Consider the following 24445-nt stretch of genomic DNA (forward strand, 5'->3'; position numbering starts at 1 on the left):
ATTTTAAATTAATTCCGTCGCTTACGTTCCGTGGGGTCATTCCGAGGGTGGAACGTAGCCTTCCGCCTGGGCGTATTCTTCGCCGGCGAAAAACTTGTCCATCTCGCCCTGGAGGAATTTGCGGTCCTCGGCGTTCATCATGTTCAGGCGCTTTTCGTTGATCAGCATGGTCTGGTGCTTCTGCCAGTCAGCCCAGGCTTTCTGCGAGATGTGTTCGAAGATGTCCTGGCCCTTGGCGCCGGGGTAGGGCGGGCGCTCCAGGCCTGGCAGTTCTTCTTTGTACTTGCGGCACATCACGGTGCGGGTCATCGGGCGTCTCCTGCAATCAGTTCGTCGGCCGCGCGTTTGAGCAGCTTTTTCACCGGGGCGGCGAGGCCCAGGCGCGGCGGGGTGGCGAGGTTATACCAGAGCCAGTCGGCCTCGGCCACGTGCTGGCCGACCGGGTCGACGCGCACCAGCCAGGGCTCGATCGCCAGCTGGAAGTGGCTGAAGGTATGGGTCAGGCCGTCCATGGCGCGGCTGTCAGCCAGGCGCAGGCCGTGCTGGTAGGCCAGGTCGTCGAGTTGGGCAATGTCGTCCAGTTCCGGCAGGCTCCACAAACCACCCCATAGGCCGCTGGACGGACGGCGGTAAAGCAGGATGGCGCCTTCGTGGTTGGCCAGCAGCGGCATCAGCGTGCGGCGCTGCGGCAGTGCCTTGCGCGGCTTGGGCTCGGGGTAGCGGGTTTCTTCACCGTGCAGGTGCGCTTCGCAGCCGCGCTGCAGCGGGCAGATCAGGCAGCTGGGCTTGCTGCGGGTGCACAGCGTGGCACCCATGTCCATCATCGCCTGGGTGTAGTGGTTGGCGCGCTGCTGTGGGGTAAAGCGTTCGGCCGTGGCCCACAGCTGGTTGGCCACCTTGGGTTCGCCGGGGTAGCCGGCCTGGGCGGTGTAGCGGGCCAGCACGCGCTTGACGTTGCCGTCGAGGATCGGTGCGCGGATGCCCATGCTGATACTGGCGATGGCGCCGGCGGTGGAGCGGCCGATGCCAGGCAGCTCGGTGAGCTGCTCGACACTGCGCGGGAATTCGCCGCCATGCTGTTCGACCACGATCTTCGCGGCCTTTTGCAGGTTGCGTGCCCGGGTATAGTAGCCCAGGCCCGTCCACAGGTGCAGCACCTCGTCCTCCGGCGCTTCGGCCAGGGCCTGCACGGTCGGCAGGGCCTGCATGAAGCGGTCGAAGTAGTTGAGCACGGTGCTGACCTGGGTCTGCTGCAACATGATTTCCGACACCCACACCCGGTACGGGTTGATGCCCTGTTGCCAGGGCAGGTCGTGCCGACCGTGTTCGTCATACCAATCCAGCACAGCGCTGGAGAACTGCTCGGGGCTCATCGCTTGAACAGCCCCTTGAGCGCGTCTTTCAATTCTGGGCTCACTTTGTCTCCGAGTTTTTCATCGATCTTGTCTTGCAGACGGTTGCCGGCCACCTTGGCGGCAACCTTGCCCAGGCCGTCCTGGTCCAGGCGGCAGGCTTTGGCGCCCAGCTCCAGCGGGCCGCGGCAACGCAGCGGTATTTCGACACCGACATACCGTTCGTTGACCTGGCAGGCCGGGTCCGGCATGGCGCGCTGGTCGCCTTCGACGACCACGCCAACGTTGTAGTCCATGCCCAGTACACGCAGGTCGAGGTCACCATGGCCATTGACGGTAAGGCCCGGAATTCGTGCCTTGAGGTCCGGGTTGCTGGCAACGCCATTGCGTACTACCAGGCTGCCACGCAGTTCCTGGAACGGGGTGTCCTTGCCACGCGGCTCGCCGCTGAGCGACTTGCGGTTCAGCGTGGCGATGGCCTTGCACAGTTGCTGTTCCAAGTTGGCATTGACCAGCACGCCATCGTTGATGACGAAGTTGGCGTTGCCGTTGAGGGTGTCGACCAGGGTCTTCTGGCTGTTGCCGGTGGCGGTCAGGTCGCTGGTCAGGGTTAGCAGGCCTTTGACCGGTGGCGTCTGTTCCTTGCCCTCGGTCTTGATGAAGTGTTCGACCGGCACCCGCTGGATGCTGGTGTTGACGCCCAGTTGCGGCACGGCAGGGCGCACGTCGACGGTGCCCTTGGCCTCGAAGGTGCCGTTGTACAGTTCACCGCGCAGGGTTTGCAGGGTCAGCAGGCCGCCCTGGCCGATGGCCTTGAGCTGGGCGTCTTCGATCGGCAGTTTGTCCAGGGTCAGCGAGCCGAAGGCCAGGTCGGCCTGTAGGTCGAGGGCGCGCAGGCGATCGACCGGCAGCAGCTTGTCGTCGCTCCAGGCGACCTGGGTCGGGGCATTGGGGAGCGGCGTGGTGCCAGGGCCGGCGACCGCAGTGGTTTCCTGTTGCTTGACCTCGGCCTGACGCGCGGCGGTGGCGCCCTTGGCCTCTTCACTCTTGGCCGGCAGGTAGCGGTCGGCGTTGAAGGTGTCGCCCTTGAGCTGCAGGCGCAGGGCCTGTTTGGCGAAGTCTTCGACGGCCACGCGGCCAGTGAAGGTGCTGTCGTCCAGCTTCACCGCCAGGTCTTCCAGGGCCAGGCTGTTCGGCGTGCCCTGCAGGCGGGTGACCAGTTCCAGCTTGGCGAAGGCCGCCGGGTCGTTGGTGGCCGGCAGCGGGCGGCCGATGCTGTCGAGGAAGGTGCGCAGGTCGAACTGGGCGATGGACAGGCCGCCGCTCAGCTGCGGTGCCTTGTCCAGGTCTCGCAGGTTCAGCTCGCCCAGGGCGCGCAGCTGGTTGGCCGAGACTTTCAGGCCGTTCCACGAGGCGACATTGGCGGCCAGGTCGACCAGCAATTGGCCTTGGGCGGCGAAGGTCACGGTCTTGCCGCCGGTGGGCTCACCCGAGGTTTCGCCCGACAGGCGCATGTCTTCGAAGTTGTAGCGCTTGAGCTTGCGGTCGAAGCGCAGCTCGCCGGCCAGTTCGGTGCGGGCCTTGATGTTCGGCTGGCTGGCGCTGAGGAAGGCGCTGGCCTTGAGCGGAATGTTCGCCCCTTCGTGGACTGGGCCGGTGCTCAGCTGGATGCTTTCGGCGCTGTAGCTCTGGCCGGTCTTGGCATCGGTGTACTGTACGCGGGCGTTGTTCACGGTCAGGCTGTCGATGTCAAGCTTGACGGCGCGTTCGTTGCTGGCGACCGGTGCCGACGCCTGTTCGGCCGGTGCCTGGGCTGGAGCACTGGCCTGCCCATCGGCACTGGCGCCGTTCTGCGCGGGCAGCGGTTTACCGATGTCTTCCCAGTTGCCATGGCCCTGTTCGTCACGGGCCAGGGTCAGGTTCAGGCCCTCGACGCGCACGTCGCTCATCTGCACTTCGCGGCGCAGCAGTGGCAGCACACGTACAGAAAGCCCCAGCATCTGCAGGTCGGCGAACGGCTCCTTGGGTTTGTTCAAGGTGGCGATGCTCGCATCGTGCAACTCCAGGCCCAGCCACGGGAACAGGCTCCAGCCAATGTCACCGTTGAGGGTCAGCTCGACGTGAGCCTTGTCACGTGCCAGCTGGCGAATCTCGTCTTTGTAGTCGTTGGGATCGAAGAGGTGGGTCAGGGCGAAGCCCAGCGCCACGATGATCAGCAGCAACCCGAGAAGCCCAAGTCCCAGGATTTTGCCGAACGCTTTCATGGGCGAGTCCTTGTAGTCCGTTTTTGAAATTCAAGCGCCAGAGTATAGCGCCGCAGTGGTTACCCCTGCGTATTCGACTAGAGATACGGGGCATTTCCTACGCGTACAGCAGATGGTACGGCTTTCGACAGCCATGATTTTGTCAGTTCCGAATGTGTGGCCTGTACTGGCCCTATCGCCGGTATAGGCAACATGACCGTTTCAGCCGAGCAAAAATTAACGATATCAGATTGCTTTCACGCTACTTGATGCTGCTACCCTTGCGCCGCTTTGCCTGCACCCTCCCTATAAGAAGGATCTGATCCATGAGCAGTACCGTCGCGGCGGGGACCTTGGCCAGTGCGCCAAGCTTCCTGTCGAAGGAGCGCATCATCGCCCGTCCGGGCTTCAACCGCTGGCTGGTCCCACCGGCCGCCCTTGCCATCCATCTGTGCATCGGCATGGCCTATGGCTTCTCGGTGTTCTGGCTGCCGCTGTCGCAAGCCCTAGGCATCACCGCCCCGGTCGCCTGCGCGGCGGACATGGGCTTCATGGCCCGCATGTTCAGCGCCGAATGCGATTGGCCGATTTCCATGCTGAGCTGGATCTACACCCTCTTCTTCGTCTTCCTCGGTTGCTCGGCGGCCGTGCTGGGTGGTTGGCTGGAACACGCCGGCCCGCGCAAGGCCGGCCTGGTGTCGGCGCTGTGCTGGTGCGGTGGCATGCTGATTTCGGCGATTGGCGTGAAAACCCATCAGTTGTGGCTGATGTGGCTGGGTTCCGGCGTAATTGGGGGTATCGGCCTGGGCCTGGGCTACATCTCGCCGGTGTCGACCCTGATCAAGTGGTTCCCGGACAAGCGCGGCATGGCCACCGGCATGGCGATCATGGGCTTCGGTGGCGGGGCCATGGTCGGTGCTCCGCTGGCCACCGCGCTGATGGGCCATTTCGGCAATGCGCAGGAAGTGGGCGTGTGGCAGAGCTTCGTCGTCATGGCGGCGATCTACTTCGTGTTCATGACCGCTGGTGCCCTGGCGTATCGCGTACCGCCAACCGGCTGGAAGCCCGAAGGCTGGAGCGCCCCAGTGAAGAAAGCTGGCAACACCATGGTCACCGACCGCCACGTTCACGTCAGCGTGGCCTGGAAGACCCCGCAGTTCGCGCTGATCTGGCTGGTGCTGTGCCTGAACGTGTCGGCGGGTATCGGCATCCTCGGCATGGCTTCGCCGTTGCTGCAGGAAGTGTTCGCCGGCAAGCTGCTGGGCAACGGGCTGAGCTTCAGCGAGCTGAACAGCGCCCAGTTGGCGCAGATTGCCGCGATCGCCGCCGGCTTCACCGGCCTGCTGAGCCTGTTCAACATCGGCGGGCGGTTCTTCTGGGCGTCGTTCTCGGACTACATTGGCCGCAAGAACACCTATTTCGCCTTCTTTGCCTTGGGCGTGGGCTTGTACAGCCTGGTGCCGAACATGGGGCACCTGGGTAACGTGGCGCTGTTCGTGGCGGCGTTCTGCATCATCCTGTCGATGTACGGTGGTGGTTTTGCCACGGTACCGGCCTACCTGGCCGACCTCTTCGGTACGCAGATGGTCGGCGCAATTCATGGCTGCCTGCTGACTGCCTGGGCGGCGGCGGGGGTGCTGGGGCCGGTGCTTATCACCTACCTGCGCGAGTACCAATTGGCGGCCGGGGTGGAGCGTGCGGCTGCTTATGACATGACCCTGTACATCCTCGCCGGCCTGCTGGTGCTGGGCTTTGTCTGCAACATGCTGGTACGACCGGTGGCCGACAAGCACTTCATGAGCGATGCCGAACTGGCTGCCGAGCGGGCTTTGAGCCATGACAAGGGCGCCGACGGGGCGCGCTCGCTGGAGTGGAAGGCGGCGCCGGGTAGCCTGCCGCTGGTACTGCTGGCCTGGGCTGTGGTGGTCGTGCCGTTGGCCTGGGGTGTTTGGATTACCTTGCAGAAGACGGCTGTGCTGTTCCATTGATTGGGGGCGCTTTGCGCCCCATCGCGACACAAGGCCGCTCCTACAGGCGACCCCTGTAGGAGCGGCCTTGTGTCGCGATGGGCTGCAAAGCAGCCCCAAGCCATGCGGTTGTATAGACCTGTAACGGTATCCAGCCTGCGTAATTCCTCGTTTTGCCATATGTCATCCGCGTTTCAAGCCGGCGCGTTCTAGGCCTATAATGAAGCCCTTTTCGCCTAATGATTTTGCGGAGCTGGTGATGGTCGAACGTAAGGCTTCCGTCGAGCGCAATACCCTGGAAACCCAGGTCAAGTGCTCGATCAACCTCGATGGCAGTGGCAAGGCCCGATTCGATATCGGTGTGCCTTTCCTTGAACACATGCTGGACCAGATTGCCCGCCATGGGCTGATCGATCTGGATATCGAGTGCAAGGGTGACACGCATATCGACGATCACCATACCGTCGAAGACGTCGGCATCACCTTGGGCATGGCATTTGCCCAGGCCATCGGTGACAAGAAGGGCATCTTCCGCTACGGCCACGCCTATGTGCCGCTGGACGAAGCGCTGTCGCGCGTGGTCATCGACTTCTCCGGTCGCCCGGGCCTGCAGATGCATGTGCCGTACACCCGCGCCAGCGTCGGTGGCTTCGATGTCGACCTGTTCCAGGAGTTCTTCCAGGGCTTCGTCAACCACGCCTTGGTGACCCTGCACATCGACAACCTGCGTGGCCACAACACCCACCACCAGATCGAGACCGTGTTCAAGGCTTTCGGCCGCGCCCTGCGCATGGCCATTACCCTCGACGAGCGCATGGCCGGGCAGATGCCTTCCACCAAAGGGTGCCTGTAAATGCAGACGGTAGCCGTAATCGACTATGGCATGGGCAACCTGCATTCGGTGGCCAAGGCGCTCGAGCATGTAGGTGCCGGCAAGGTGCTGGTCACCAGTGATGCCACGGTCATCCGCGAAGCCGACCGCGTGGTATTCCCGGGCGTGGGCGCGATTCGCGACTGTATGGCAGAAATCCGCCGCCTGGGCTTCGACAGCCTGGTGCGTGAAGTCAGCCAGGACCGCCCGTTCCTCGGCATCTGCGTGGGTATGCAGGCACTGCTCGACCACAGCGAAGAAAACGACGGTGTCGACTGTATCGGCCTGTTCCCCGGCCAGGTTCGCTTCTTCGGCAAAGACCTGCAGGAAGACGGCGAGCACCTGAAGGTGCCGCACATGGGCTGGAACGAAGTCGGCCAGACCAACGACCACCCGCTGTGGCACGACATCCCCGACCGTGCGCGGTTCTACTTCGTGCATAGCTATTACATCAATGCAGGCAAGCCGGCCCAGGTGGTCGGTCGCGGCCATTACGGTGTCGATTTCGCCGCTGCACTGGCCGATGGCTCGCGCTTTGCCGTGCAGTTCCACCCGGAGAAGAGCCATACCCATGGCCTGCAGCTGCTGCAGAACTTCGTCGCCTGGGACGGGCGCTGGTAAATGAGCAGGTCGAAGACCAAGGCCCCGGTCATCACCCTGGCCCCCGAGCAGGAGCGCGAAGCGCTGCACACGCTCAAGCGCTTCCTCGAAGACCGTTTCGAGCTGGAGCTGGGGTCGTTCGAAGTGGCCGAAGTCCTCGAACTGTTCAGCAAAGAAATTGCACCCCTTTACTACAACAGGGCGATTGCCGATGTTCAGCTGCACCTCAAGGAGCGGTTCGAGAGCATCGAAAGCGATCTGTGGGCGCTCGAGAAGCCCTGAAACCCCAAGAACAGACAGGTTCCCAAGATGCTGATTATCCCCGCTATCGATCTGAAGGACGGTGCCTGCGTGCGCCTGCGCCAGGGCCGCATGGAAGACTCCACGGTATTTTCCGACGACCCTGTGAGCATGGCCGCCAAGTGGGTCGAGGGTGGCTGCCGCCGCCTGCACCTGGTCGACCTCAACGGCGCCTTCGAAGGCCAGCCGGTCAACGGTGAAGTGGTCACCGCCATTGCCAAGCGCTACCCGACCCTGCCGATCCAGATCGGTGGTGGCATCCGCTCGCTGGAAACCATCGAGCACTACGTCAAGGCTGGCGTCAGCTACGTGATCATCGGCACCAAGGCGGTCAAGCAGCCGGAGTTCGTCGCCGAAGCGTGCAAGGCCTTCCCGGGCAAGGTCATCGTTGGCCTGGACGCCAAGGACGGCTTCGTCGCCACCGACGGCTGGGCTGAAGTGAGCTCGGTGCAGGTCATCGACCTGGCCAAGCGTTTCGAGGCCGATGGCGTCTCGGCGATCGTCTACACCGACATCGCCAAGGACGGCATGATGCAGGGCTGCAACGTGCCGTTCACCAAGGCGCTGGCAGAAGCTACCTCGATCCCGGTGATCGCCTCGGGCGGCATCCACAATCTGGGCGACATCAAGGCCCTGCTGGACGCCAAGGCCCCGGGCATCATCGGCGCCATCACCGGCCGTGCCATCTACGAAGGCACCCTCGATGTCGCCGAGGCCCAGGCCTTCTGCGACAACTACCAAGGCTGAGGACTGAACCATGGCACTGGCCAAGCGCATCATCCCTTGCCTGGACGTGGACAACGGCCGGGTGGTCAAGGGCGTCAAGTTCGAGAACATCCGTGATGCCGGCGACCCGGTGGAAATCGCCCGTCGCTACGACGAGCAAGGTGCCGACGAAATCACCTTCCTCGACATCACTGCCAGCGTCGACGGCCGCGACACTACCCTGCATACCGTCGAGCGCATGGCCAGCCAGGTGTTCATCCCGCTGACCGTGGGCGGTGGCGTGCGCACCGTGCAGGACATCCGCAACCTGCTCAATGCCGGTGCCGACAAGGTCTCGATCAACACGGCCGCGGTGTTCAACCCAGAGTTCGTCGGCGAGGCAGCGGACCGTTTCGGTTCGCAGTGCATCGTTGTCGCCATTGATGCCAAGAAGGTGTCCGGGCCGGGCGAAGAACCACGCTGGGAAATCTTCACCCACGGCGGGCGCAAGCCGACCGGGCTGGATGCCGTTGAATGGGCGAAGAAGATGGAAGGCCTGGGTGCTGGCGAGATCCTGCTGACCAGCATGGATCAGGACGGCATGAAGAACGGCTTCGACCTGGGTGTTACCCGTGCGATCAGTGATGCGCTGGGTATTCCGGTGATTGCCTCGGGCGGTGTGGGTAACCTGCAGCACTTGGCTGACGGCATTCTGGAAGGGCATGCCAGTGCGGTGCTGGCTGCCAGTATCTTCCACTTTGGTGAGTACACGGTGCCGGAAGCCAAGGCCTACATGGCTTCGCGCGGGATCGTCGTTCGCTGACCCATTGTTGGGAGGGCTTTGCCCTCCTTTCGCGACACAAGGCCGCTCCTACAGGGATATGCGTTCCCCTGTAGGAGCGGCCTTGTGTCGCGAAAGGGCCGCAAAGCGGCCCCAATGGCATCAGCCGTGGTTCTTGCCGAGCAATGCGTGATAAAGCTCGGTATCCCCAAGTATCCCCACCACCTTGTCGTTATCCTGCAACACCAGCTTGTTGCCGGTCTGATAACGAATCTGCAGCGCCTCGCGCATGCCGATATCGGCATTTACCAACGTTGGGCGGCGGCCCAGCAGCTCCACATCCTGCCCTGGTGCCCAGTTTTGCAGGTCAAGCCCGTTCTGCCCCTGGCGTGCGCGCTTGATCGAGCCGCCTTCGCCAAGGTCCAGCCACGAGTCGATGCCGGGGTCTAGGCACACCGAACCGTTCACCCGCTTGCAGTTGTCCAGGCTGCGCATCAGGCTGCGCCCGCACAGCACGTTCAGTGGGTTGGTATGGGCAACAAAGGTACGCACATACTCGTCGGCCGGGTTGAGCACGATCTCTTCCGGCTTGCTGTACTGAATGATCCGCCCGTCCTTCATGATGGCGATGCGGCTACCCAGTTTCAGTGCCTCGTCCAGGTCGTGGCTGACGAACACGATGGTCTTGCTCAGCTTGGCCTGCAGGCCAAGCAACTCGTCCTGCAGCCCTTGGCGGATCAGCGGGTCCAGTGCCGAGAACGGTTCGTCCATCAGCAGGATGTCGGCATCCATCGCCAGCGCCCGGGCCAGGCCCACACGCTGCTGCATGCCGCCAGACAGTTCGTCCGGCTTCTTGTTGCGCCACTGGGTCAGGCCCACCAGTTCGAGCTTCTCGTCTACCAGCTTGCGCCGTTCCTTCTCGGGGCGGCCCTGCATTTCCAGGCCAAAGCTGATGTTCTCGCGCACCGTCAGCCAGGGCATCAGGGCGAATTTCTGGAACACCATGGCAATGCGCTTGGTGCGCATCATCTTCAGTTCGGCCGGGGTGCAGTGGGCAATATCGATGTGCTTGCCTTCGTGCTCGACGAACAGCTTGCCGCGGCTGACGGTGTTGAGGCCGTTGATGCAGCGCAGCAAACTCGACTTGCCCGAGCCGGACAGGCCCATCAGCACGCAGATCTCGCCCTTCTGGATATCCAGGTTGGCCTTCTCGACACCCACCACCAGGCCGGTCTGCTTGAGAATCTGCTCGCGGGTCTGGCCTTGGTCGAGCAGCGCCAGCGCTTCGCGCGGCTTGTTGGAGAAGATGACGTCGACGTCTTCGAAACGAATGATGCTCATGCTTCACCCCTTACCGGCAGGTCCGGTTGCTTGCAGATACGGTCGAGCATGATCGCCAGCAGCACGATCGCCAGGCCCGCTTCGAAGCCCAGGGAAATATCGGCGGTGTTCAGTGCGTTGACCACAGGTTTGCCCAGGCCGTCAGCGCCGACCAGGGCGGCGATCACCACCATCGATAGCGACAGCATGATGCACTGGGTAACGCCGGCGGCGATGCTTGGCATCGCGTGCGGCAGTTCGATACGGGTGAGCAGCTGGCGCCGTGAGCAGCCAAATGCCTTGCCGGCATCCATCAGCTCCTGCGGGACGTCGCAGATGCCCAGATACGTGAGACGGATCGGCGCGGCGATGGCAAACACCACTGTCGAGATCAGCCCCGGCACCACACCCAGGCCGAACAGGGTCAGGGTGGGGATCAGGTAGACGAAGGTAGGTACCGTCTGCATCAGGTCGAGTACCGGGCGCATGGCGGTATAGAACATCGGTTTGTGCGCGGCGACGATGCCCAGTGGCACGCCGATGGCCACGCAAACCACCGTGGCGAAGGTGACCTGCGCCAGGGTTTCCATGGTTTCCTGCCAGTAACCCAGGTTGAGGATCAGCAGGAACGACAGGGCGACGAATGCGGTCAGCGCCCACTTGCGCTGGATGAAATGCGCCAGGGCGGCGAACAGAGCGATGAGCACGAACGGATTGAAGAAAGTCAGGGCACTGGTTACGCCATGGATCATGAACTCCAGGCCTTGCGCGATGGCGTCGAAGTAATTCGCGCCGTTCTGGGTCAGCCACTCGACGAACGACGCGATGTACTGGCCCAGGGGTATTTTCTGATCGATAAGCATGATAGCGAGCTTCCACCTGCATAGATTGAACTCAACCCGGGGCAGGCACGGTCCTGCCCCGAGGTAGCGCTATTGCGTATTTCGTTATTGCGTCAGCTTGGCCTTGGCCGCCTCAAGGCCGGGTTTGCCATCCACGGTGGTTACGCCGGCCAGCCAGGCATCCAGTTTGCCAGGGTTGTCCTTGAGCCACTTCTTGGCAGCCGCCTCGGGTTTCATCTTGTCGTCCAGGACATAGCCCATCATGGTGCTTTCATCCTTGAGCTCGAACGACAGGTTCTTCAACAGCTGGCCAACGTTGCTGCATTCCTGCACATAGCCCTTGCGGGTGTTGGTCAATACGGTCGCCTTGCCGAAGTCGGGGCCGAAGAATTCGTCTCCGCCGGTCAGGTACTGCATCTTGAAGCGGGTGTTCATCGGGTGCGGTTCCCAGCCGAGGAACACGATGGCCTCGCCGCGTTTCTGCGCGCGGTCGACCTGCGACAGCATGCCGGCCTCGCTGGACTGAACGATCTTGAATCCGGCGTCCTTCAGGCCGAAGGCGTTCTTGTCGATCATGCTCTGGATGGTGCGGTTGCCATCGTTGCCGGGCTCGATGCCGTAGATCTTGCCGTCCAGTTCCTGCTTGAACTTGGGAATGTCGCTGAAATCCTTCAGGCCCTTGTCATACAGCGCCTGGGGCACGGCCAGGGTGTACTTGGCGTTTTCCAGGTTGGCGCGCACGGTTTCCACGGTGCCGGCGTCGCGATACTGCTTGATGTCGTTCTCCATGGTCGGCATCCAGTTGCCGAGAAACACGTCCAGGTCCTTGCCGGTGGCCAGCGACTTGTAGGTCACCGGTACCGAGATCATGGTGGTGTGGGTCTTGTAACCCAGTGCTTCGAGCACAACGCTGGTGGTCGCGGTAGTGACCGTGATGTCGGTCCAGCCGACATCCGAGAACCGTACCGTCTGGCATTGCTCGGGTTCGGCGGCCTGGGCCAGCAAAGGCGCGGACAGCAACGCAACCAGCAACAGCGAGGGTGAACCTTTCATGGATGGACTCCTGTGATTTTGTCTTCGGGTTCGCGTGGGTCGCCGGGCTTTCTCAGGGTCCGGTCGACCAGGCCTGCAGAGGGCAGGATGCGTGGCCGTGCTTTACGAGTCGCTTTCGATAATCCTCCAGCGCCGGGCAATCGCCTACTGGTGGGGTCGTAACCAGTACGGAACGGGTCGTATCCAGTATGGGCGATGTCGTTTATGGATTTTTCCACCCCCTCAGCCGCATTTTTACGTCACCAGGCCGCCGTAAAGCGGCGTGGCAAGGGCAGCTCCCCGGTTGAAAACAGCGCGGCGCTGCTGGACAAAAGTACGTCGGTTGCAGACGGCGAGGGGGTTGGTAAAAGCCCGATGATGCGTGCATTCAAGGCGGCCCGCTGCTTCAGCCTAGCAGTTGCCCCGCCCTGCGCATGGCGCGCAGAGACAAGCCCAGCAAGAGGTGATTCGACAATGGCCATCAGCGTGTTCGACCTGTTCAAGATCGGTGTCGGGCCCTCCAGCTCCCACACCGTAGGCCCCATGCGTGCTGGCGCCCTGTTCGTCCAGGGCCTGCGCGAACGCGGCGAGCTGGAACGTGTGAAGCGGATCGAAGTGCGCCTGTATGGCTCGCTGTCGGCCACAGGTGTGGGGCACGGCACCGACAATGCCACCATCATGGGCTTGATGGGTGAATGGCCTGACGCCATCGACCCGACCCAGATCGTGCCGCGTATAGCCGACCTGCGCGAAACCAACACCCTGCAGCTGGACAGCCGCCTGCCCATCGAATTCGTCTGGGCCCGCGACATGCTGTTGCTGGACGAGAATTTGCCGTACCACCCCAACGCCATGACCCTGGTTGCCGAAGGCGAACAGGGCGAGCTGCACCGCGACACCTACTACTCGGTGGGTGGCGGCTTCGTGGTCGATGCCGCCCAGGCCGCCAGCGGCGTGCTGGATGCTGACCAGACGGTGCTGCCTTACGATTTCAATAGCGCTGCCGAACTGCTGCGCCTGTGCAAGCAAAACGACCTCAGCGTGTCGCAATTGATGATGGCCAACGAGAAGGTCTGGCGCAGCGAGGAAGAGATCCGCGCCGGCCTGCACAAGCTCTGGGAAGTCATGCAGGAATGCGTCAACAACGGCCTCAAGTACGAAGGCACGCTGCCCGGCGGATTGAACGTGCGCCGCCGCGCCGCCAAGCTGCACCGCAGCCTGCAGGAAATCGGCAAACCCAACGTGATCGGCTCGACCATGAGCGCCATGGAGTGGGTCAACCTGTTCGCCTTGGCGGTCAATGAAGAAAACGCTGCCGGCGGGCGTATGGTTACCGCACCGACCAACGGTGCGGCGGGCATCATCCCGGCGGTGTTGCACTACTACATGCGCTTCAGCGATGCGGTGGACGAGTCCAGCGTGGTCGACTTCTTCCTCGGTGCTGCCGCGGTGGGCATCCTGTGCAAGAAGAACGCCTCGATCTCTGGTGCCGAAGTGGGTTGCCAAGGGGAAGTCGGTTCGGCTTGCGCCATGGCAGCGGCGGGGCTTGCCGAAGTGCTGGGCGCGACCCCGCCACAGGTGGAGAACGCTGCCGAGATCGCCCTGGAGCACAACCTGGGCCTGACCTGCGACCCGGTCGGTGGGTTGGTGCAGGTTCCGTGCATCGAGCGCAACGCGATTGCCGCGGTCAAGGCCATCAACGCTGTGCAGATGGCCCTGCGTGGTGACGGCGAGCACTTCATTTCCCTCGACCAGGTGATCCGCACCATGCGCGATACCGGGGCCGACATGCACGACAAGTATAAAGAGACTTCGCGCGGTGGTTTGGCGGTCAGCGCGATCGAGTGCTGATAGCTTGACCGGACCTCAACGGCCTCTTCGCGGGTGAAACCGTGAAGAGGCCCTTGAGTTTGACGCAGGTGCAGCACAGCCCCCCAATGCATCCTTATGGTGCAGTGCGACGCATACCAATCGTCGGGTGTCGTAATCAGTGCGGGCATTGTCGGTGACACTCAAGAGTGTCGTTTCTGGGCATCCTACACTGCGCGTGTCACCAAATTGCTCAGCCATTCCACGCACACCGCCTAGCACGCCCGTTCTACGATGATTGACCAACTCGATCAAAGCACCTGATTTGCCTAACAAAGGCGTCGTTTTCAGGTTTTTTTGGATGGCCGTTCAACTTCAGGCACGGCGTTTGCGTAGAGATTGGTACCAAGGCCCCCACACATGAAACCGGGGCCATACATAACAAGAAATCAGTGCTCGCCTGAGGCACCCCCTGCATTTGTGTGAGGAGAAATCGCGATGACGTCGTACACCTCCGGGAACCCAACCCAGAACCGCACAGCCCCCCAGTCCATCGGGTTTCTCCTATTGGACAATTTCACCCTGATTTCCCTGGCGTCGGCCGTCGAGCCGCTGCGCATGGCCAACCAGCTGTCCGGCCGCGAGCTGTACCGCTGGCACACCCTCACCGCCGATGGTGGACAGGTGTGGGCCAGCGATGGCTTGCAGATAACCCCTGACGCCGCGATGCACAGTGCGCCTCCCATCGATACCGTGATTGTTTGCGGCGGCGTGGGCATCCAGCGCAGTGTCACCCGCGAGCATGTCACCTGGTTGCAAACCCAGGCCCGCCAGTCGCGCCGCCTGGGCGCGGTATGCACCGGCAGCTGGGCCTTGGCCTGTGCCGGGTTGCTGGATGGTTTCGATTGCAGTGTGCACTGGGAGTGCCTGGCTGCGATGCAAGAGGCTTTCCCGCGCGTCAACATGAGCACCCGGCTGTTCACCCTCGACCGTAACCGCTTCACCAGCTCCGGCGGTACTGCGCCGCTGGACATGATGCTGCACCTGATCAGCCGCGACCACGGCCGTGAACTGTCGGCGGCGATCTCCGAAATGTTCGTCTACGAGCGCATCCGCAACGAGCAGGATCACCAGCGCGTGCCGCTCAAGCACATGCTTGGCACCAACCAGCCGAAGCTGCAGGAAATCGTTGCGCTGATGGAGGCCAACCTCGAAGAGCCGATCGACCTGGACGAACTGGCGGTATACGTGTCGGTATCGCGCCGGCAGCTCGAGCGCCTGTTCCAGAAGTACCTGCACTGTTCACCGTCGCGTTACTACCTGAAGCTGCGCCTGATCCGCGCCCGGCAGCTGCTGAAGCAGACGCCGATGTCGATCATCGAAGTGGCGTCGGTGTGCGGCTTCGTGTCTACCCCGCACTTCTCCAAATGCTACCGCGAGTATTTCGGCATTCCGCCGCGTGACGAGCGCGTGGGCTCCAACACCGCGCAGCAGGTGGCGATGATGCCGATCCCGCAGGCCATGACCCTGTCGCCGCACAGCGGGCCGATGGCGGCCCTGAGCCAGGCGCGCAACGAGTCGACCTTTGCCAGTGTAAGGCTCTGAAACAGCACTGGCCTCTTCGCGGGTAAACCCGCTCCCACAGGTACTGCACTGCTTTTGAATTCAGTGCAGTACCTGTGGGAGCGGGTTTACCCGCGAAGAGGCCAGTACAGGAAAACGAATCAGCCGCGCTTGTTGAACTGCGCCAACGCCGGCAACAGCTGTTTGTCGATGGCCTGGCGCACCGCCGGCAGGATCGTCGCACTACCAGTATACATCTGCTCCACCATCCCCTTCAGCGCCCGTGCATTGGGCTCGGTCAACCCACGCACCACCGCTTCGCACGCCTGCTCGGCAGTAGCGCCGGCCGGAATCTCGAACCCGCGCGCGCGCAGGTGGCCTGCCAGATCGTCCTGGTCAATCAAATCCGCATGCATCATGGCTGTTGTCCCTTTTATCGCTAAGAGAGTGCTGCTGTGATTTACGACCGATTCTGTGACGCCGGCGACATGCCCGCAACAACAGAATGGCGCCATGGCTGCTTTGGCTAAGAACAGGTCGTTTACGGCTAAATCCAGTGTTCGGGAAGTGCGCAAACTCAAGCCATCTGCCGCAACGGAGGGTTTGGTCACCCTCGTTCGTGTACAGTGGATGTTGCTCGCTCTTGGCCCCGGATGCTCACGGCTTTCCGGGGTTATTTTTTTGCCCGGAGCAACACCGCCACCGCTGTTGGCTCACTGTCTTGCTCAATACTTGCAGGCATGCATGCCTCTGTGGGAGCGGGTTCACCCGCGAATGCGTCGGTAGCTTCACCATCGCATTCGCGGGTGAACCCGCTCTCACAGGGTACGCAGTTTTGTTCAGGATCGGGTGTTCAAACCCATCACCCGTCCGACGAACTCAGCCGGGGGCACATCCTGCTGCTCATCCACCAACCCTTGCAGCAACTCGACACTACGCTCACTGAACGGTGCCGACCTCGGCCCCGCCAGGTCCACATGCAGCAGCATCTGCTCACTGGTCGCCAGCGCTTCGGCGAACCCTGCCCGGTGCAGGCTGTGGTAGACATGCAGGCGCTTGCGATCAAAGCCGATGATCTGCGTCTGCACCCATACCTCGGTGCCCAGCTTTACTTCGTGCAGGTAGTTGATGTGCGCCTCCAGGGTGAACAGCGAGTTACCGCTCTGGCCGCGGCTGTCGGCATCCAGGCCGATGCGCTCCATCAGCGCGTCGGTGGCGTAGCTGAAGATCAGCAGGTAGTAGGCATCGCGCAGGTGCCCGTTGTAGTCGACCCAGTCCTCCTGGACCGGGGTGCGGTAGGTGATCAGTGCGGGCATCGCGGTCTCCTCAGTCGCCGAAAGCCATACCGTGGCTGGCCTTGCTGGTCTTTACCGCTTCCAGCACTGCCAACAGGGTGTCATCACGATAGCGCTCCAGCGCGGCGATGCTGCGATCCGCCAGTTGCACGGATGTCCCTTCGACCACATCGTCGATCAACTTGTCGGTGAGTTCCGGCGCCGGCAGGTAGGTCCAGGGCAGTTTCAACGCCGGGCCGAACTGGGCCATGAAGTGACGCATGCCCGCATCACCACCGGCCAGGGTGTAGGTGAGGAACGTGCCCATGAACGACCAGCGCAAGCCGGCACCGAAACGGATGGCATCGTCGATCTCGCCGGTACTGGCCACGCCGTCGTTGACCAAGTGCAGTGCTTCGCGCCACAGCGCTTCGAGCAGGCGGTCGGCGATGAACCCGGGCACTTCCTTGCGTACGTGTAGCGGGCGCATGCCCAGGGCGGTGTAGATGGTCCGGGCCGCTTCGATGGCTTCGGGGGCGGTGCGGTTGCCACCGACGATTTCCACCAGCGGCAGCAGGTACACAGGATTGAACGGGTGGCCGACCACGCAGCGCTCGGGGTGGGTGGCCGACTCGTAGAACTCGCTGGGCAGCAGGCCCGAGGTGCTGGAACCGATGATCGCGTCGGGTTTGGCGGCGGCGCTGATCTTTGCGTGCAGGTCGAGCTTCAGGTCCAGGCGCTCAGGGGCGCTTTCCTGGATGAAATCGGCGTCGCGGACACATTCCTCGATGGTGGCGACGAACTTCAGGCGGTCTTGTGATGCTCCTGGTGCCAGGCCTTGTTTTTCCAATGCCGGCCAGGCGTTGGCGATGCGCTTGCGCAAGGCCTGCTCGGCGCCTGGCGCCGGGTCCCAGGCGACCACGTCCAGGCCGTGGGCCAGGGCGCGCGCGACCCAGCCGCTGCCGATCACGCCACTACCCAGCGCGGCGAAGGTCTTGATCTCGGTGATGAAGGTCATGTTGAGCTCCTGAAGGTGTCAGCGGCGTTTGAGGTTCATCTTTTCCCGGCCTTCGGCCGGGGTCAGCACACGGGCGCCAAGGCGCGAAATGATTTCCACCGCGCGCTCGACCAACTGGCCGTTGCTGGCCAGCACGCCACGGTCCAGGTAAAGGTTGTCCTCCAGGCCCACCCGCACGTTGCCGCCCAGCAGCACCGCCTGTGCGGCCATCGGCATCTGCATGCGACCGATACCGAACCCGGCCCAGGTGACGTTTGGCGGCAAGTTGTCGACCATCGCCTTCATGGTGGTGGTATCGGCCGGAGCGCCCCACGGGATACCCAGGCACAGCTGGAACAGCGGGTCTTCGAGCAGGCCTTCCTTCATCATCTGCTTGGCGAACCACAGGTGGCCGGTGTCGAAGATTTCCAGCTCGGCTTTTACCCCCAGCTCGGTAATGCGCTTGGCGCCGGCGCGCAGTTGTGCCGGCGTGGAGACGTAGATCGAGTTGCCGTCGCCGAAGTTGAGGGTGCCGCAGTCGAGGGTGCAGATTTCCGGCAGCAGCGCTTCGACATGGGCCAGACGCTCCAGTGGGCCGATCAGGTCGGTACCCTGGCCGAACTCCAGTGGTGTTTCACCCGGGCCGATTTCCAGATCGCCACCCATGCCCGCGGTAAGGTTGACGATGATGTCCACGTCGGCTTCGCGGATGCGCTCCATGACTTCTCGATACAGCGCCACGTCACGGCTGAAGCGGCCGGTTTGCGGGTCGCGCACGTGGCAGTGGACCACGGTGGCGCCGGCTTTGGCGGCCTCTACGGCAGACTCGGCGATCTGCTTGGGGGTGACTGGAACAAGGTGGCTTTTCGAGGCGGTGTCGCCGGCGCCGGTGAGGGCGCAGGTGATGATGACGTCGTGGTTCATGTCGGGGTTCCTTGAGAGAGCTGTGGTGGCCTTTTCGCGGGCATGCCCGCTCCCACAGGGGACGATGTTGCCCCTGGCATGTGCATGACTTGTGGGAGCGGGTTTACCCGCGAATGGGCCGGATCAGTTGGCAGTGAGGTTTAGGTTGTCGGCAGCCGGCTTGCCATCGAAGGTGGTCACACCCTCCAGCCAGCGGGCCTTGTCCTCGGGGTGGTCCTTGAGCCACTGGCGGGCCGACTCCAGCGCATCCTTGTGGTCGAGCAGCGGCTGCATCATGCGGCTCTCGTCTTCGGCACTGAAATTCAGGTTGGCCAGCAGGCGGTGGGCGTTGGGGCAGCGTTCGGCGTAGTCCGGCGCGGTCACCGTCCACACTGTCGCGCGGCCTTCGTCCGGGCCCAGTGCGTCCTGGCTGTCGCCCAGGTAGACCATGTCGATATTCACGTTCATCGGGTGCGGTGCCCAGCCGAAGAACACCACAGCCTCGTTGCGCCGCACCGCGCGGTCGACGGCGGCGAGCATGCCGGCCTCGCTGGACTCGACCAGCTGGAACTTGCCCAGGCCGAACTGGTTCTTGGCGATCATCGCCTTGATCTGGGTATTGGCGCCGGAGCCTGGTTCGATGCCGTAGATTTTCCCACCCAGTTCCTTCTCGAACTTGTGGATGTCGGCGAAGGTCTTCAGGCCCTTGTCGGCCAGGTACTTGGGCACCGCCAGGGTGGCGCGGGCGTCTTCCAGGCTCGGCTTGTCGAGCACCTTGACCTGTTTGGCGTCGACGAACGGTGTGATGGTCTGGGTCATGATTGGGTTCCAGTAACCCAAGAACATGTCCAGGCGCTTGTCGCGGATGCCGGCGAAGATGATCTGCTGTGAAGCGCTGGTCTGCTTGGTCTGGTAGCCAAGGCCATCGAGCAGCACCTGCGCCATGGCGCTGGTGGCGATGACGTCGGTCCAGTTGACCACGCCCAGACGGACGTTCTTGCAAGCCGCGGGCTCGGCGGCGAATAGTGGGGAAGTGGCGATGCTGCTCAGGGCAAGGGTCAACAGGCTGCGGCGGATCAAGCTGTGCATGGTGGCTCTCCATCGGCAGTGCATATTGTTATTGGGGTTCGACCTCTCTGGGTCGTATGAAGAAGCTACGCTGCTGTCAGGGTGGGAAATCGCACCCTGGCGACCAACATTTGCACGGAGGCGACCACCTTTGCCGTGGAGCATGCAATGCCGCAAATCATTCACTTCCTGTTGTTGCCCGGGTTCTCGGCCATGGGTTTCATCAGTGCCCTGGAACCACTGCGGGTGGCCAACCGCTTCAAGGGCCCGTTGTATCGCTGGCAGGTGTTGAGCCTGGACGGCGGGGCGGTGCTGGCCAGCAATGGCATGTCGGTGAACGCCGATGCAGCGCTGGCGGCGGGCGAGCCTGGTGGCATCCTGCTGATCGTCGCCGGTTTCGAGCCATTGGCCTGTTATGGGCCGGCGCTGCAGCAGGCGCTACGCCGCCTGGACCATGAGGGGGTGGTTCTGGGTGGCATCGATACCGGCGCGGTGGTGCTGGCCGAGGCCGGCCTGCTCGACGGCCACCGCGCCACCGTGCACTGGGAGGCGCTGGAGGCGTTCAAGGAGCGCTATCCACGCTTGCAGGTGACCCAGGAGCTGTTCGAGATCGATCGGCGTCGCATCACCTGCGCAGGCGGTACCGCGTCAATCGACCTGATGCTTGACCTGATCGGCCAGGCCCATGGCAGCGAGCTGGCGGTGCAGGTGTCCGAGCAGTTCGTGCTCGGGCGTATTCGCCAGCGCCAGGACCACCAGCGCATGCAGATCGCCAGCCGTTACGGCATCAGCAACAAGAAGCTCGTAAAGGTGATCGGCGAGATGGAGCGAAATATCGAGCAGCCGCTCAATACCCAGGTGCTGGCCGATGCAGTGCAGGTGACCCGGCGGCAACTGGAGCGCCTGTTCCGCTTGCATCTGGACGACACGCCCAGTGGCTTCTATCTGCGATTGCGACTGGACAAGGCTCGGCAGCTATTGCGCCAGACCGACATGAGTGTGCTGGAGGTGGCAGTGGCGTGCGGGTTCGAGTCGGCGTCGTATTTCACACGCAGCTACCGGGCACGGTTCGAGCGGTGTCCGCGGGAGGATCGGTTGGCCCGGGTGGTGTGACTGGTCCTCGTGAGCCATTGAGGTTCAACTCTCGCCTCCTTGGAAAACTTGTTTGGTTAGACGAGGTGGGAGCCCCGATCAGTTTTTTGATCGGGGGACACATATTAAGGTTGAGCAAACCCTGGTTTGCCGTTTGCAGCACGCCAAGCCTTCACCTCGGCCACAATTTGCTCAGGACTATCTTTCCCTTCCTCTGGGTAAAAAAGAAGATCTGATCCAGCGGGGTGCTCTGACAGTTTCTCAAACTTTTCCACAGCGCTACGGTGCGCTTCGTCGCTAGGGTAGTCAACTACCTAAATTTTGTTCACAAACTCCAAAAATTCTATTTCTTTAATATTGTTAATCGAATCATTCATCTTTTATCACCTTGGTGAATTTGGATGTGGAGGCCGGCAGTGCATGGCGCAATCGGTAGGAGGTATCGAGCGAATCGGCCAAGTTGTCTACCGAGCAGAAGCCAAACAGGGTGAAAAAGTAACTGAAATCCTTTACGCGGCCCATGCTCTGGGCCATGCGTTCTGGCGACTAACCTTTGCACGGTGGCGACCACCCTCAGCCGTGGAGCGTGCAATGCCGCCTGGTTAGAACTGATCGAGGTCAGAAAGCGCCTGGAGGCGGTTTTCGACCTGTACTCGTCGCGCCTCGAAAGCCCGGGCGTCGAGTTTCGCGCCCATGTGGTCCAGTTGCAGGGCAAGGCGCGTACGTGGGGCATCCGGGTCGGTCGAACAGCACAGGTTGAAGACGATCGCCAGCGGGCTGCCGCTGTCATCCAGGTCAAATTCGATGCGCAGGTGCGAGCTGGCCGAAGTGCTGCGCAGCAGGGCGAGGTCTGGCTGTTTCAAGCCATTAAGTATTCCGTTGGCAACCCGCTCGAACTTGAGGTTGCGACGCTGGGGCGCTGGAATCCAGCCGTTGAAGACGTCTTGAAACACAGCATCCGTGGGTACGCAGTTGATGCTTTTCGTCGTCCGTTCGATCAGTTCGACACCGCTGTTCTCCAGGCCCTGCAGAAAACGGCTGAACCAGCGCTGGCCATCCTGTTGGCGATCGTGAGCCTGGTTGGCTTCCAGTTGCGCCAGGCGCAGGCAGGCATGAAGGTCTTCCCAGGGTTGGTTGGCGAGTTTGGTGGGCATGCTTGTGGTCCTCGCTGCAGGCGTAGGAAGGGGAGCCTGGCGCCGCTGGGCGGCGCCAGGTGCAGGTCAGAGTTCCAGCGCCAGGATGTCGAACGCCTGGCTGGCCAACTTCATCCTGACGGCTTCGCGCATGGCGTCGAAGTGGCGAACACTGAACGAGCCCTGTTGCGAGGCCCGGTATACACGGGTATTCGACTTGTCGATGATGCGGCCAGCGGACCCTGCGGCTTTCTCGGCCTTGTCATAGCTCAGCTGAACGCTGGTCATGTGCATGATCGGCAGGCCTTGCGGTGTCATCTCGCAGGCCGAAATCTGGATGGTGCTGGATTTGCCCGAAACGCTCACGCTGCTTTCTTCGAGCAGTTGCTGCGCCTTGGGTGTTTGCACGATCACTTCGAAGGAGCGTTTTACACAGCGGCTCAGGCGGTGGCTGGCGCCGATCTGGACGGTGACGATCTGCGGCACCAGGGTGGCCAGCGTGTGGGTGTCCTTGTCGATTGCTTCCTCGACATGGGCGGCGCCGGTCAGCGTCCAGCCGAACTTGCCCAGGCCGTCGTTGTAGAAGTTGTACCACTCGCGCTGCTGGGTTTCCTTGTCGAACTTCTTGTTTGCCGACAGGTTCATCAAGCGCATGCCATCGAGCACGTCTTCGGCAACGCTGGCAGGTACATCCGGGGCAAAGATGCAGACGGTGTTGGCAACCATGACGGCGCGTTCTTCGCCTTCTTTCTTCAGGGCGGCAATGGCGCTGTTCATGTCGGTCTTGCTGATAGTAGAGGTCATGTCTTGGTTTCCGATCGAGTTCATCATCGGCACCTCGGGTGAGGCGCCGGGGACGCACTTTGGTTCGGATCGTCAAGACAGATAAGCCGAAAGCCTTTCCTGCCGAGGAACTCCCTTACTGCTGGCCGATGGACTGCAGGTACTCCGAGCGGTCATCGCTGCGTTGTGCCACGCAGGTGTTCCACGCCGCTTCGAACGCCTTGCTGCCCGGTTTCTCGGCATAGGTTTCGACCTTGCAGTCGGCATCGCGCAGTTGCGTCCACAGTTTCTCGGCCGCCTCCATACGCTCGGCCAAGGCGTCTGCCTTGTCGCCTTCGTCGGCGTACTGGTCGCGAATGCGCTGTATCAGGTCGTCATACGCCGACTTAAGTTCACGCTCGGCCGTCTGCTTGTTGAACGCCGCGCAAGCGAATGTCTGCTGGTCGGTCTCGACGTTGTCGCACGGGGTGCTTTCTTCCTCGCCGGCCTGGGCGCCCGATACGACAGCCAGCAATACCAGCCATGCCATTGATTTCATCCGTTTTCTCCTCAACAAGGCTGACGAATCGGCTGGATTCTCGCTCAGCCGCCGACAAGACGATAGCTCCCTGAAGAAATGTTCATGAAACGGTCGGAAATGTCGTTATCGAGACTGTCTCTCATCGCCAGACGGCGCGCCAGAGGGCGCGATGTCGCGCATTGACGCTTTCGGCAAACCCCCTGTCGTTTTTGCATCGGGGCGCCTTTGGGCACAGGCATATGCTGGCCCCAAAGCGCCGGCAATAAGGTTTGGCGCAAACCCATTCAATAAAAGGGGACAGCCTGATGAGCCCAGCCGAACTTCACGCCGACAGCATCGTCATCGACGGCCTGATCATTGCCAAATGGAACCGCGAGCTGTTCGAAGACATGCGCAAAGGCGGGCTGACTGCGGCCAACTGCACGGTGTCGGTCTGGGAAGGCTTCAAGGCTACCGTCGACAACATCGCCGCCAGCCAGAAGCTGATCCGCGATAACAGTGACCTGGTGATGCCGGTACGCACCACCGCCGACATCCGCAAGGCCAAGGAACTGGGCAAGACCGGCATTCTCTTCGGCTTCCAGAACGCCCACGCCTTCGAAGACCAGATCGCCTACGTCGACGTATTCAAGCAGCTGGGCGTGGGCATTGTGCAGATGTGCTACAACACCCAGAACCTGGTCGGTACCGGTTGCTACGAGCGTGACGGCGGCCTGTCGGGCTTCGGTCGCGAGATCGTTGCCGAAATGAACCGCGTCGGCATCATGTGCGACCTGTCCCACGTGGGCTCCAAGACCTCCGAAGAAGTCATCCTCGAGTCGAAAAAGCCGGTTTGCTACTCGCACTGCCTGCCTTCGGGCCTGAAAGAGCACCCGCGCAACAAGTCGGACGAAGAGCTGAAGTTCATCGCCGACCACGGCGGTTTCGTTGGCGTGACCATGTTCGCGCCGTTCCTGGCCAAGGGCATCGACTCGACAATCGACGACTACGCCGAAGCCATCGAGTACACCATGAACATCGTCGGTGAAGACGCCATCGGTATCGGTACCGACTTCACCCAGGGCCACGGCCAGGACTTCTTCGAATACCTGACCCACGACAAGGGTTACGCCCGTCGCCTGACCAACTTCGGCAAGATCATCAACCCACTGGGCATCCGCACTGTGGGCGAATTCCCCAACCTCACCGAAACCTTGCTCAAGCGCGGCCACTCCGAGCGCGTGGTGCGCAAGATCATGGGTGAGAACTGGGTCAACGTCCTCAAGGACGTGTGGGGCGAATAAGCCGCTC

At 62.2% G+C, this 24445-nt stretch carries 25 protein-coding genes; 10 read left to right on the plus strand and 15 right to left on the minus strand.

Annotated features, from left to right (window positions below):
- Nucleotides 1-36 precede the first annotated feature (36 nt).
- The 3 genes from QN085_RS01540 to QN085_RS01550 are packed head-to-tail and all read right to left on the minus strand — an operon-like array spanning nucleotide 37 to nucleotide 3616.
- Entirely contained in the window at nucleotides 37-309 is a 273-nt protein-coding gene (locus tag QN085_RS01540; protein WP_003257478.1) for an oxidative damage protection protein, read from the minus strand.
- On the minus strand, nucleotides 306-1373 hold the full coding sequence (gene mutY / locus QN085_RS01545; RefSeq protein WP_013970490.1) for an A/G-specific adenine glycosylase: 1068 nt from the start codon (nucleotides 1371-1373) through the stop codon (nucleotides 306-308). Before mutY ends, QN085_RS01540 begins: the two co-directional genes overlap by 4 nt.
- Complete coding sequence (locus QN085_RS01550; RefSeq protein WP_023661917.1) at nucleotides 1370-3616, minus strand: AsmA family protein; 2247 nt, start codon at nucleotides 3614-3616, stop codon at nucleotides 1370-1372. Before QN085_RS01550 ends, mutY begins: the two co-directional genes overlap by 4 nt.
- A 305-nt stretch (nucleotides 3617-3921) precedes the next feature.
- Between QN085_RS01550 and QN085_RS01555 the strand changes: the two genes are divergently transcribed.
- The 6 genes from QN085_RS01555 to hisF all read left to right on the plus strand — a co-directional run bounded on the left by QN085_RS01555 (nucleotide 3922) and on the right by hisF (nucleotide 8861).
- Nucleotides 3922-5583 (plus strand): OFA family MFS transporter, encoded by a 1662-nt coding sequence (locus QN085_RS01555; RefSeq protein ID WP_285689288.1) that lies wholly within the window; start codon nucleotides 3922-3924, stop codon nucleotides 5581-5583.
- Between the two features lie 238 nt (nucleotides 5584-5821).
- Complete coding sequence (gene hisB, locus QN085_RS01560) at nucleotides 5822-6415, plus strand: imidazoleglycerol-phosphate dehydratase HisB (protein ID WP_003255736.1); 594 nt, start codon at nucleotides 5822-5824, stop codon at nucleotides 6413-6415.
- Nucleotides 6416-7054 (plus strand): imidazole glycerol phosphate synthase subunit HisH, encoded by a 639-nt coding sequence (gene hisH / locus QN085_RS01565; RefSeq protein WP_013970493.1) that lies wholly within the window; start codon nucleotides 6416-6418, stop codon nucleotides 7052-7054. It abuts the gene before it with no gap.
- Nucleotides 7055-7315, plus strand: coding sequence for a DUF2164 domain-containing protein (locus QN085_RS01570; RefSeq protein ID WP_003257483.1), 261 nt, complete (start codon nucleotides 7055-7057; stop codon nucleotides 7313-7315). It abuts the gene before it with no gap.
- A gap of 27 nt (nucleotides 7316-7342) precedes the next feature.
- Nucleotides 7343-8080, plus strand: a complete 738-nt coding sequence (gene hisA / locus QN085_RS01575) for a 1-(5-phosphoribosyl)-5-[(5-phosphoribosylamino)methylideneamino]imidazole-4-carboxamide isomerase (protein WP_003257484.1) — start codon at nucleotides 7343-7345, stop codon at nucleotides 8078-8080.
- Nucleotides 8081-8090: 10 nt separating this feature from the next.
- Complete coding sequence (gene hisF, locus QN085_RS01580; protein ID WP_013970495.1) at nucleotides 8091-8861, plus strand: imidazole glycerol phosphate synthase subunit HisF; 771 nt, start codon at nucleotides 8091-8093, stop codon at nucleotides 8859-8861.
- 120 nt (nucleotides 8862-8981) lie between these two features.
- Here the strand turns inward: hisF and choV are convergent, their stop codons facing one another.
- The 3 genes from choV to QN085_RS01595 form a co-directional block, all read right to left on the minus strand.
- A complete protein-coding gene (gene choV, locus QN085_RS01585; RefSeq protein WP_003257485.1) occupies nucleotides 8982-10160 on the minus strand; it encodes a choline ABC transporter ATP-binding protein in 1179 nt (392 codons plus the stop codon).
- Nucleotides 10157-11005: a choline ABC transporter permease subunit gene (gene choW / locus QN085_RS01590; protein ID WP_169774667.1), complete on the minus strand. Its 849-nt coding sequence runs from the start codon at nucleotides 11003-11005 to the stop codon at nucleotides 10157-10159. The genes choV and choW overlap by 4 nt, the downstream gene beginning before the upstream one ends.
- A gap of 81 nt (nucleotides 11006-11086) precedes the next feature.
- On the minus strand, nucleotides 11087-12034 hold the full coding sequence (locus tag QN085_RS01595; protein ID WP_003257486.1) for a choline ABC transporter substrate-binding protein: 948 nt from the start codon (nucleotides 12032-12034) through the stop codon (nucleotides 11087-11089).
- A gap of 453 nt (nucleotides 12035-12487) precedes the next feature.
- Here QN085_RS01595 and QN085_RS01600 point away from each other — a divergent pair, with 453 nt between their 5' ends.
- Nucleotides 12488-13864, plus strand: coding sequence for an L-serine ammonia-lyase (locus QN085_RS01600; protein WP_023661916.1), 1377 nt, complete (start codon nucleotides 12488-12490; stop codon nucleotides 13862-13864).
- A gap of 456 nt (nucleotides 13865-14320) precedes the next feature.
- Entirely contained in the window at nucleotides 14321-15427 is a 1107-nt protein-coding gene (gbdR, locus tag QN085_RS01605) for a choline metabolism transcriptional regulator GbdR (RefSeq protein ID WP_015268639.1), read from the plus strand.
- Nucleotides 15428-15546: 119 nt separating this feature from the next.
- Here gbdR and QN085_RS01610 read toward each other — a convergent pair whose 3' ends face one another.
- From QN085_RS01610 to choX, 5 genes are all read right to left on the minus strand, one after another.
- Nucleotides 15547-15804, minus strand: coding sequence for a hypothetical protein (locus QN085_RS01610; RefSeq protein WP_003257487.1), 258 nt, complete (start codon nucleotides 15802-15804; stop codon nucleotides 15547-15549).
- A 420-nt stretch (nucleotides 15805-16224) separates the two neighbouring features.
- Nucleotides 16225-16701: a thioesterase family protein gene (locus tag QN085_RS01615; RefSeq protein WP_013970499.1), complete on the minus strand. Its 477-nt coding sequence runs from the start codon at nucleotides 16699-16701 to the stop codon at nucleotides 16225-16227.
- A gap of 10 nt (nucleotides 16702-16711) precedes the next feature.
- Complete coding sequence (locus QN085_RS01620; RefSeq protein ID WP_013970500.1) at nucleotides 16712-17677, minus strand: L-carnitine dehydrogenase; 966 nt, start codon at nucleotides 17675-17677, stop codon at nucleotides 16712-16714.
- An 18-nt stretch (nucleotides 17678-17695) separates the two neighbouring features.
- Nucleotides 17696-18580: a 3-dehydrocarnitine:acetyl-CoA trimethylamine transferase CdhC gene (gene cdhC / locus QN085_RS01625; RefSeq protein WP_023662282.1), complete on the minus strand. Its 885-nt coding sequence runs from the start codon at nucleotides 18578-18580 to the stop codon at nucleotides 17696-17698.
- A gap of 123 nt (nucleotides 18581-18703) precedes the next feature.
- The gene (gene choX, locus QN085_RS01630; RefSeq protein WP_013970502.1) at nucleotides 18704-19648 is read right to left on the minus strand and encodes a choline ABC transporter substrate-binding protein; all 945 of its coding nucleotides are present in this window, start codon (nucleotides 19646-19648) and stop codon (nucleotides 18704-18706) included.
- Nucleotides 19649-19795: 147 nt separating this feature from the next.
- Here choX and QN085_RS01635 point away from each other — a divergent pair, with 147 nt between their 5' ends.
- Nucleotides 19796-20740: a GlxA family transcriptional regulator gene (locus QN085_RS01635; protein ID WP_023662283.1), complete on the plus strand. Its 945-nt coding sequence runs from the start codon at nucleotides 19796-19798 to the stop codon at nucleotides 20738-20740.
- Nucleotides 20741-20844: 104 nt separating this feature from the next.
- On the opposite strand, the gene QN085_RS25815 is transcribed toward QN085_RS01635, so the two are convergent.
- The 4 genes from QN085_RS25815 to QN085_RS01655 form a co-directional block, all read right to left on the minus strand.
- Nucleotides 20845-20994, minus strand: a complete 150-nt coding sequence (locus QN085_RS25815; protein ID WP_352230948.1) for a bacteriocin immunity protein — start codon at nucleotides 20992-20994, stop codon at nucleotides 20845-20847.
- Nucleotides 20995-21321: 327 nt separating this feature from the next.
- Complete coding sequence (locus QN085_RS01645; protein WP_023662285.1) at nucleotides 21322-21873, minus strand: hypothetical protein; 552 nt, start codon at nucleotides 21871-21873, stop codon at nucleotides 21322-21324.
- A 66-nt stretch (nucleotides 21874-21939) separates the two neighbouring features.
- Nucleotides 21940-22656 carry a hypothetical protein gene (locus QN085_RS01650; RefSeq protein ID WP_230397048.1) on the minus strand — a complete coding sequence of 239 codons (717 nt, stop codon included), beginning with the start codon at nucleotides 22654-22656 and terminating at the stop codon, nucleotides 21940-21942.
- Nucleotides 22657-22771: 115 nt separating this feature from the next.
- Nucleotides 22772-23173, minus strand: a complete 402-nt coding sequence (locus QN085_RS01655; RefSeq protein ID WP_013970506.1) for a lysozyme inhibitor LprI family protein — start codon at nucleotides 23171-23173, stop codon at nucleotides 22772-22774.
- Between the two features lie 287 nt (nucleotides 23174-23460).
- Here QN085_RS01655 and QN085_RS01660 point away from each other — a divergent pair, with 287 nt between their 5' ends.
- Complete coding sequence (locus QN085_RS01660; protein WP_003257506.1) at nucleotides 23461-24438, plus strand: dipeptidase; 978 nt, start codon at nucleotides 23461-23463, stop codon at nucleotides 24436-24438.
- The last annotated feature ends 7 nt before the right edge of the window (nucleotides 24439-24445 follow it).

This window comes from Pseudomonas sp. M2(2023), from assembly GCF_030263955.1.
In the GTDB taxonomy this organism is placed as follows: domain Bacteria; phylum Pseudomonadota; class Gammaproteobacteria; order Pseudomonadales; family Pseudomonadaceae; genus Aquipseudomonas; species Aquipseudomonas asiatica.

Excerpts from the sequence above, each read along its gene's own strand:
- cdhC (WP_023662282.1), bottom strand. The coding sequence starts at position 18,580 with ATGAACCACGACGTCATCATCACCTGCGCCCTCACCGGCGCCGGCGAC.
- QN085_RS01600 (WP_023661916.1), top strand. The coding sequence starts at position 12,488 with ATGGCCATCAGCGTGTTCGACCTGTTCAAGATCGGTGTCGGGCCCTCC.
- mutY (WP_013970490.1), bottom strand. The coding sequence starts at position 1,373 with ATGAGCCCCGAGCAGTTCTCCAGCGCTGTGCTGGATTGGTATGACGAA.
- hisB (WP_003255736.1), top strand. The coding sequence starts at position 5,822 with ATGGTCGAACGTAAGGCTTCCGTCGAGCGCAATACCCTGGAAACCCAG.
- choX (WP_013970502.1), bottom strand. The coding sequence starts at position 19,648 with ATGCACAGCTTGATCCGCCGCAGCCTGTTGACCCTTGCCCTGAGCAGC.
- QN085_RS01655 (WP_013970506.1), bottom strand. The coding sequence starts at position 23,173 with ATGAAATCAATGGCATGGCTGGTATTGCTGGCTGTCGTATCGGGCGCC.
- hisH (WP_013970493.1), top strand. The coding sequence starts at position 6,416 with ATGCAGACGGTAGCCGTAATCGACTATGGCATGGGCAACCTGCATTCG.
- hisA (WP_003257484.1), top strand. The coding sequence starts at position 7,343 with ATGCTGATTATCCCCGCTATCGATCTGAAGGACGGTGCCTGCGTGCGC.
- QN085_RS01540 (WP_003257478.1), bottom strand. The coding sequence starts at position 309 with ATGACCCGCACCGTGATGTGCCGCAAGTACAAAGAAGAACTGCCAGGC.
- QN085_RS01650 (WP_230397048.1), bottom strand. The coding sequence starts at position 22,656 with ATGACCTCTACTATCAGCAAGACCGACATGAACAGCGCCATTGCCGCC.
- QN085_RS01645 (WP_023662285.1), bottom strand. The coding sequence starts at position 21,873 with ATGCCCACCAAACTCGCCAACCAACCCTGGGAAGACCTTCATGCCTGC.
- QN085_RS01555 (WP_285689288.1), top strand. The coding sequence starts at position 3,922 with ATGAGCAGTACCGTCGCGGCGGGGACCTTGGCCAGTGCGCCAAGCTTC.
- QN085_RS01620 (WP_013970500.1), bottom strand. The coding sequence starts at position 17,677 with ATGACCTTCATCACCGAGATCAAGACCTTCGCCGCGCTGGGTAGTGGC.
- QN085_RS01615 (WP_013970499.1), bottom strand. The coding sequence starts at position 16,701 with ATGCCCGCACTGATCACCTACCGCACCCCGGTCCAGGAGGACTGGGTC.
- QN085_RS01570 (WP_003257483.1), top strand. The coding sequence starts at position 7,055 with ATGAGCAGGTCGAAGACCAAGGCCCCGGTCATCACCCTGGCCCCCGAG.
- QN085_RS01550 (WP_023661917.1), bottom strand. The coding sequence starts at position 3,616 with ATGAAAGCGTTCGGCAAAATCCTGGGACTTGGGCTTCTCGGGTTGCTG.
- gbdR (WP_015268639.1), top strand. The coding sequence starts at position 14,321 with ATGACGTCGTACACCTCCGGGAACCCAACCCAGAACCGCACAGCCCCC.
- hisF (WP_013970495.1), top strand. The coding sequence starts at position 8,091 with ATGGCACTGGCCAAGCGCATCATCCCTTGCCTGGACGTGGACAACGGC.
- QN085_RS01610 (WP_003257487.1), bottom strand. The coding sequence starts at position 15,804 with ATGATGCATGCGGATTTGATTGACCAGGACGATCTGGCAGGCCACCTG.
- choV (WP_003257485.1), bottom strand. The coding sequence starts at position 10,160 with ATGAGCATCATTCGTTTCGAAGACGTCGACGTCATCTTCTCCAACAAG.
- QN085_RS01595 (WP_003257486.1), bottom strand. The coding sequence starts at position 12,034 with ATGAAAGGTTCACCCTCGCTGTTGCTGGTTGCGTTGCTGTCCGCGCCT.
- QN085_RS01660 (WP_003257506.1), top strand. The coding sequence starts at position 23,461 with ATGAGCCCAGCCGAACTTCACGCCGACAGCATCGTCATCGACGGCCTG.
- QN085_RS01635 (WP_023662283.1), top strand. The coding sequence starts at position 19,796 with ATGCCGCAAATCATTCACTTCCTGTTGTTGCCCGGGTTCTCGGCCATG.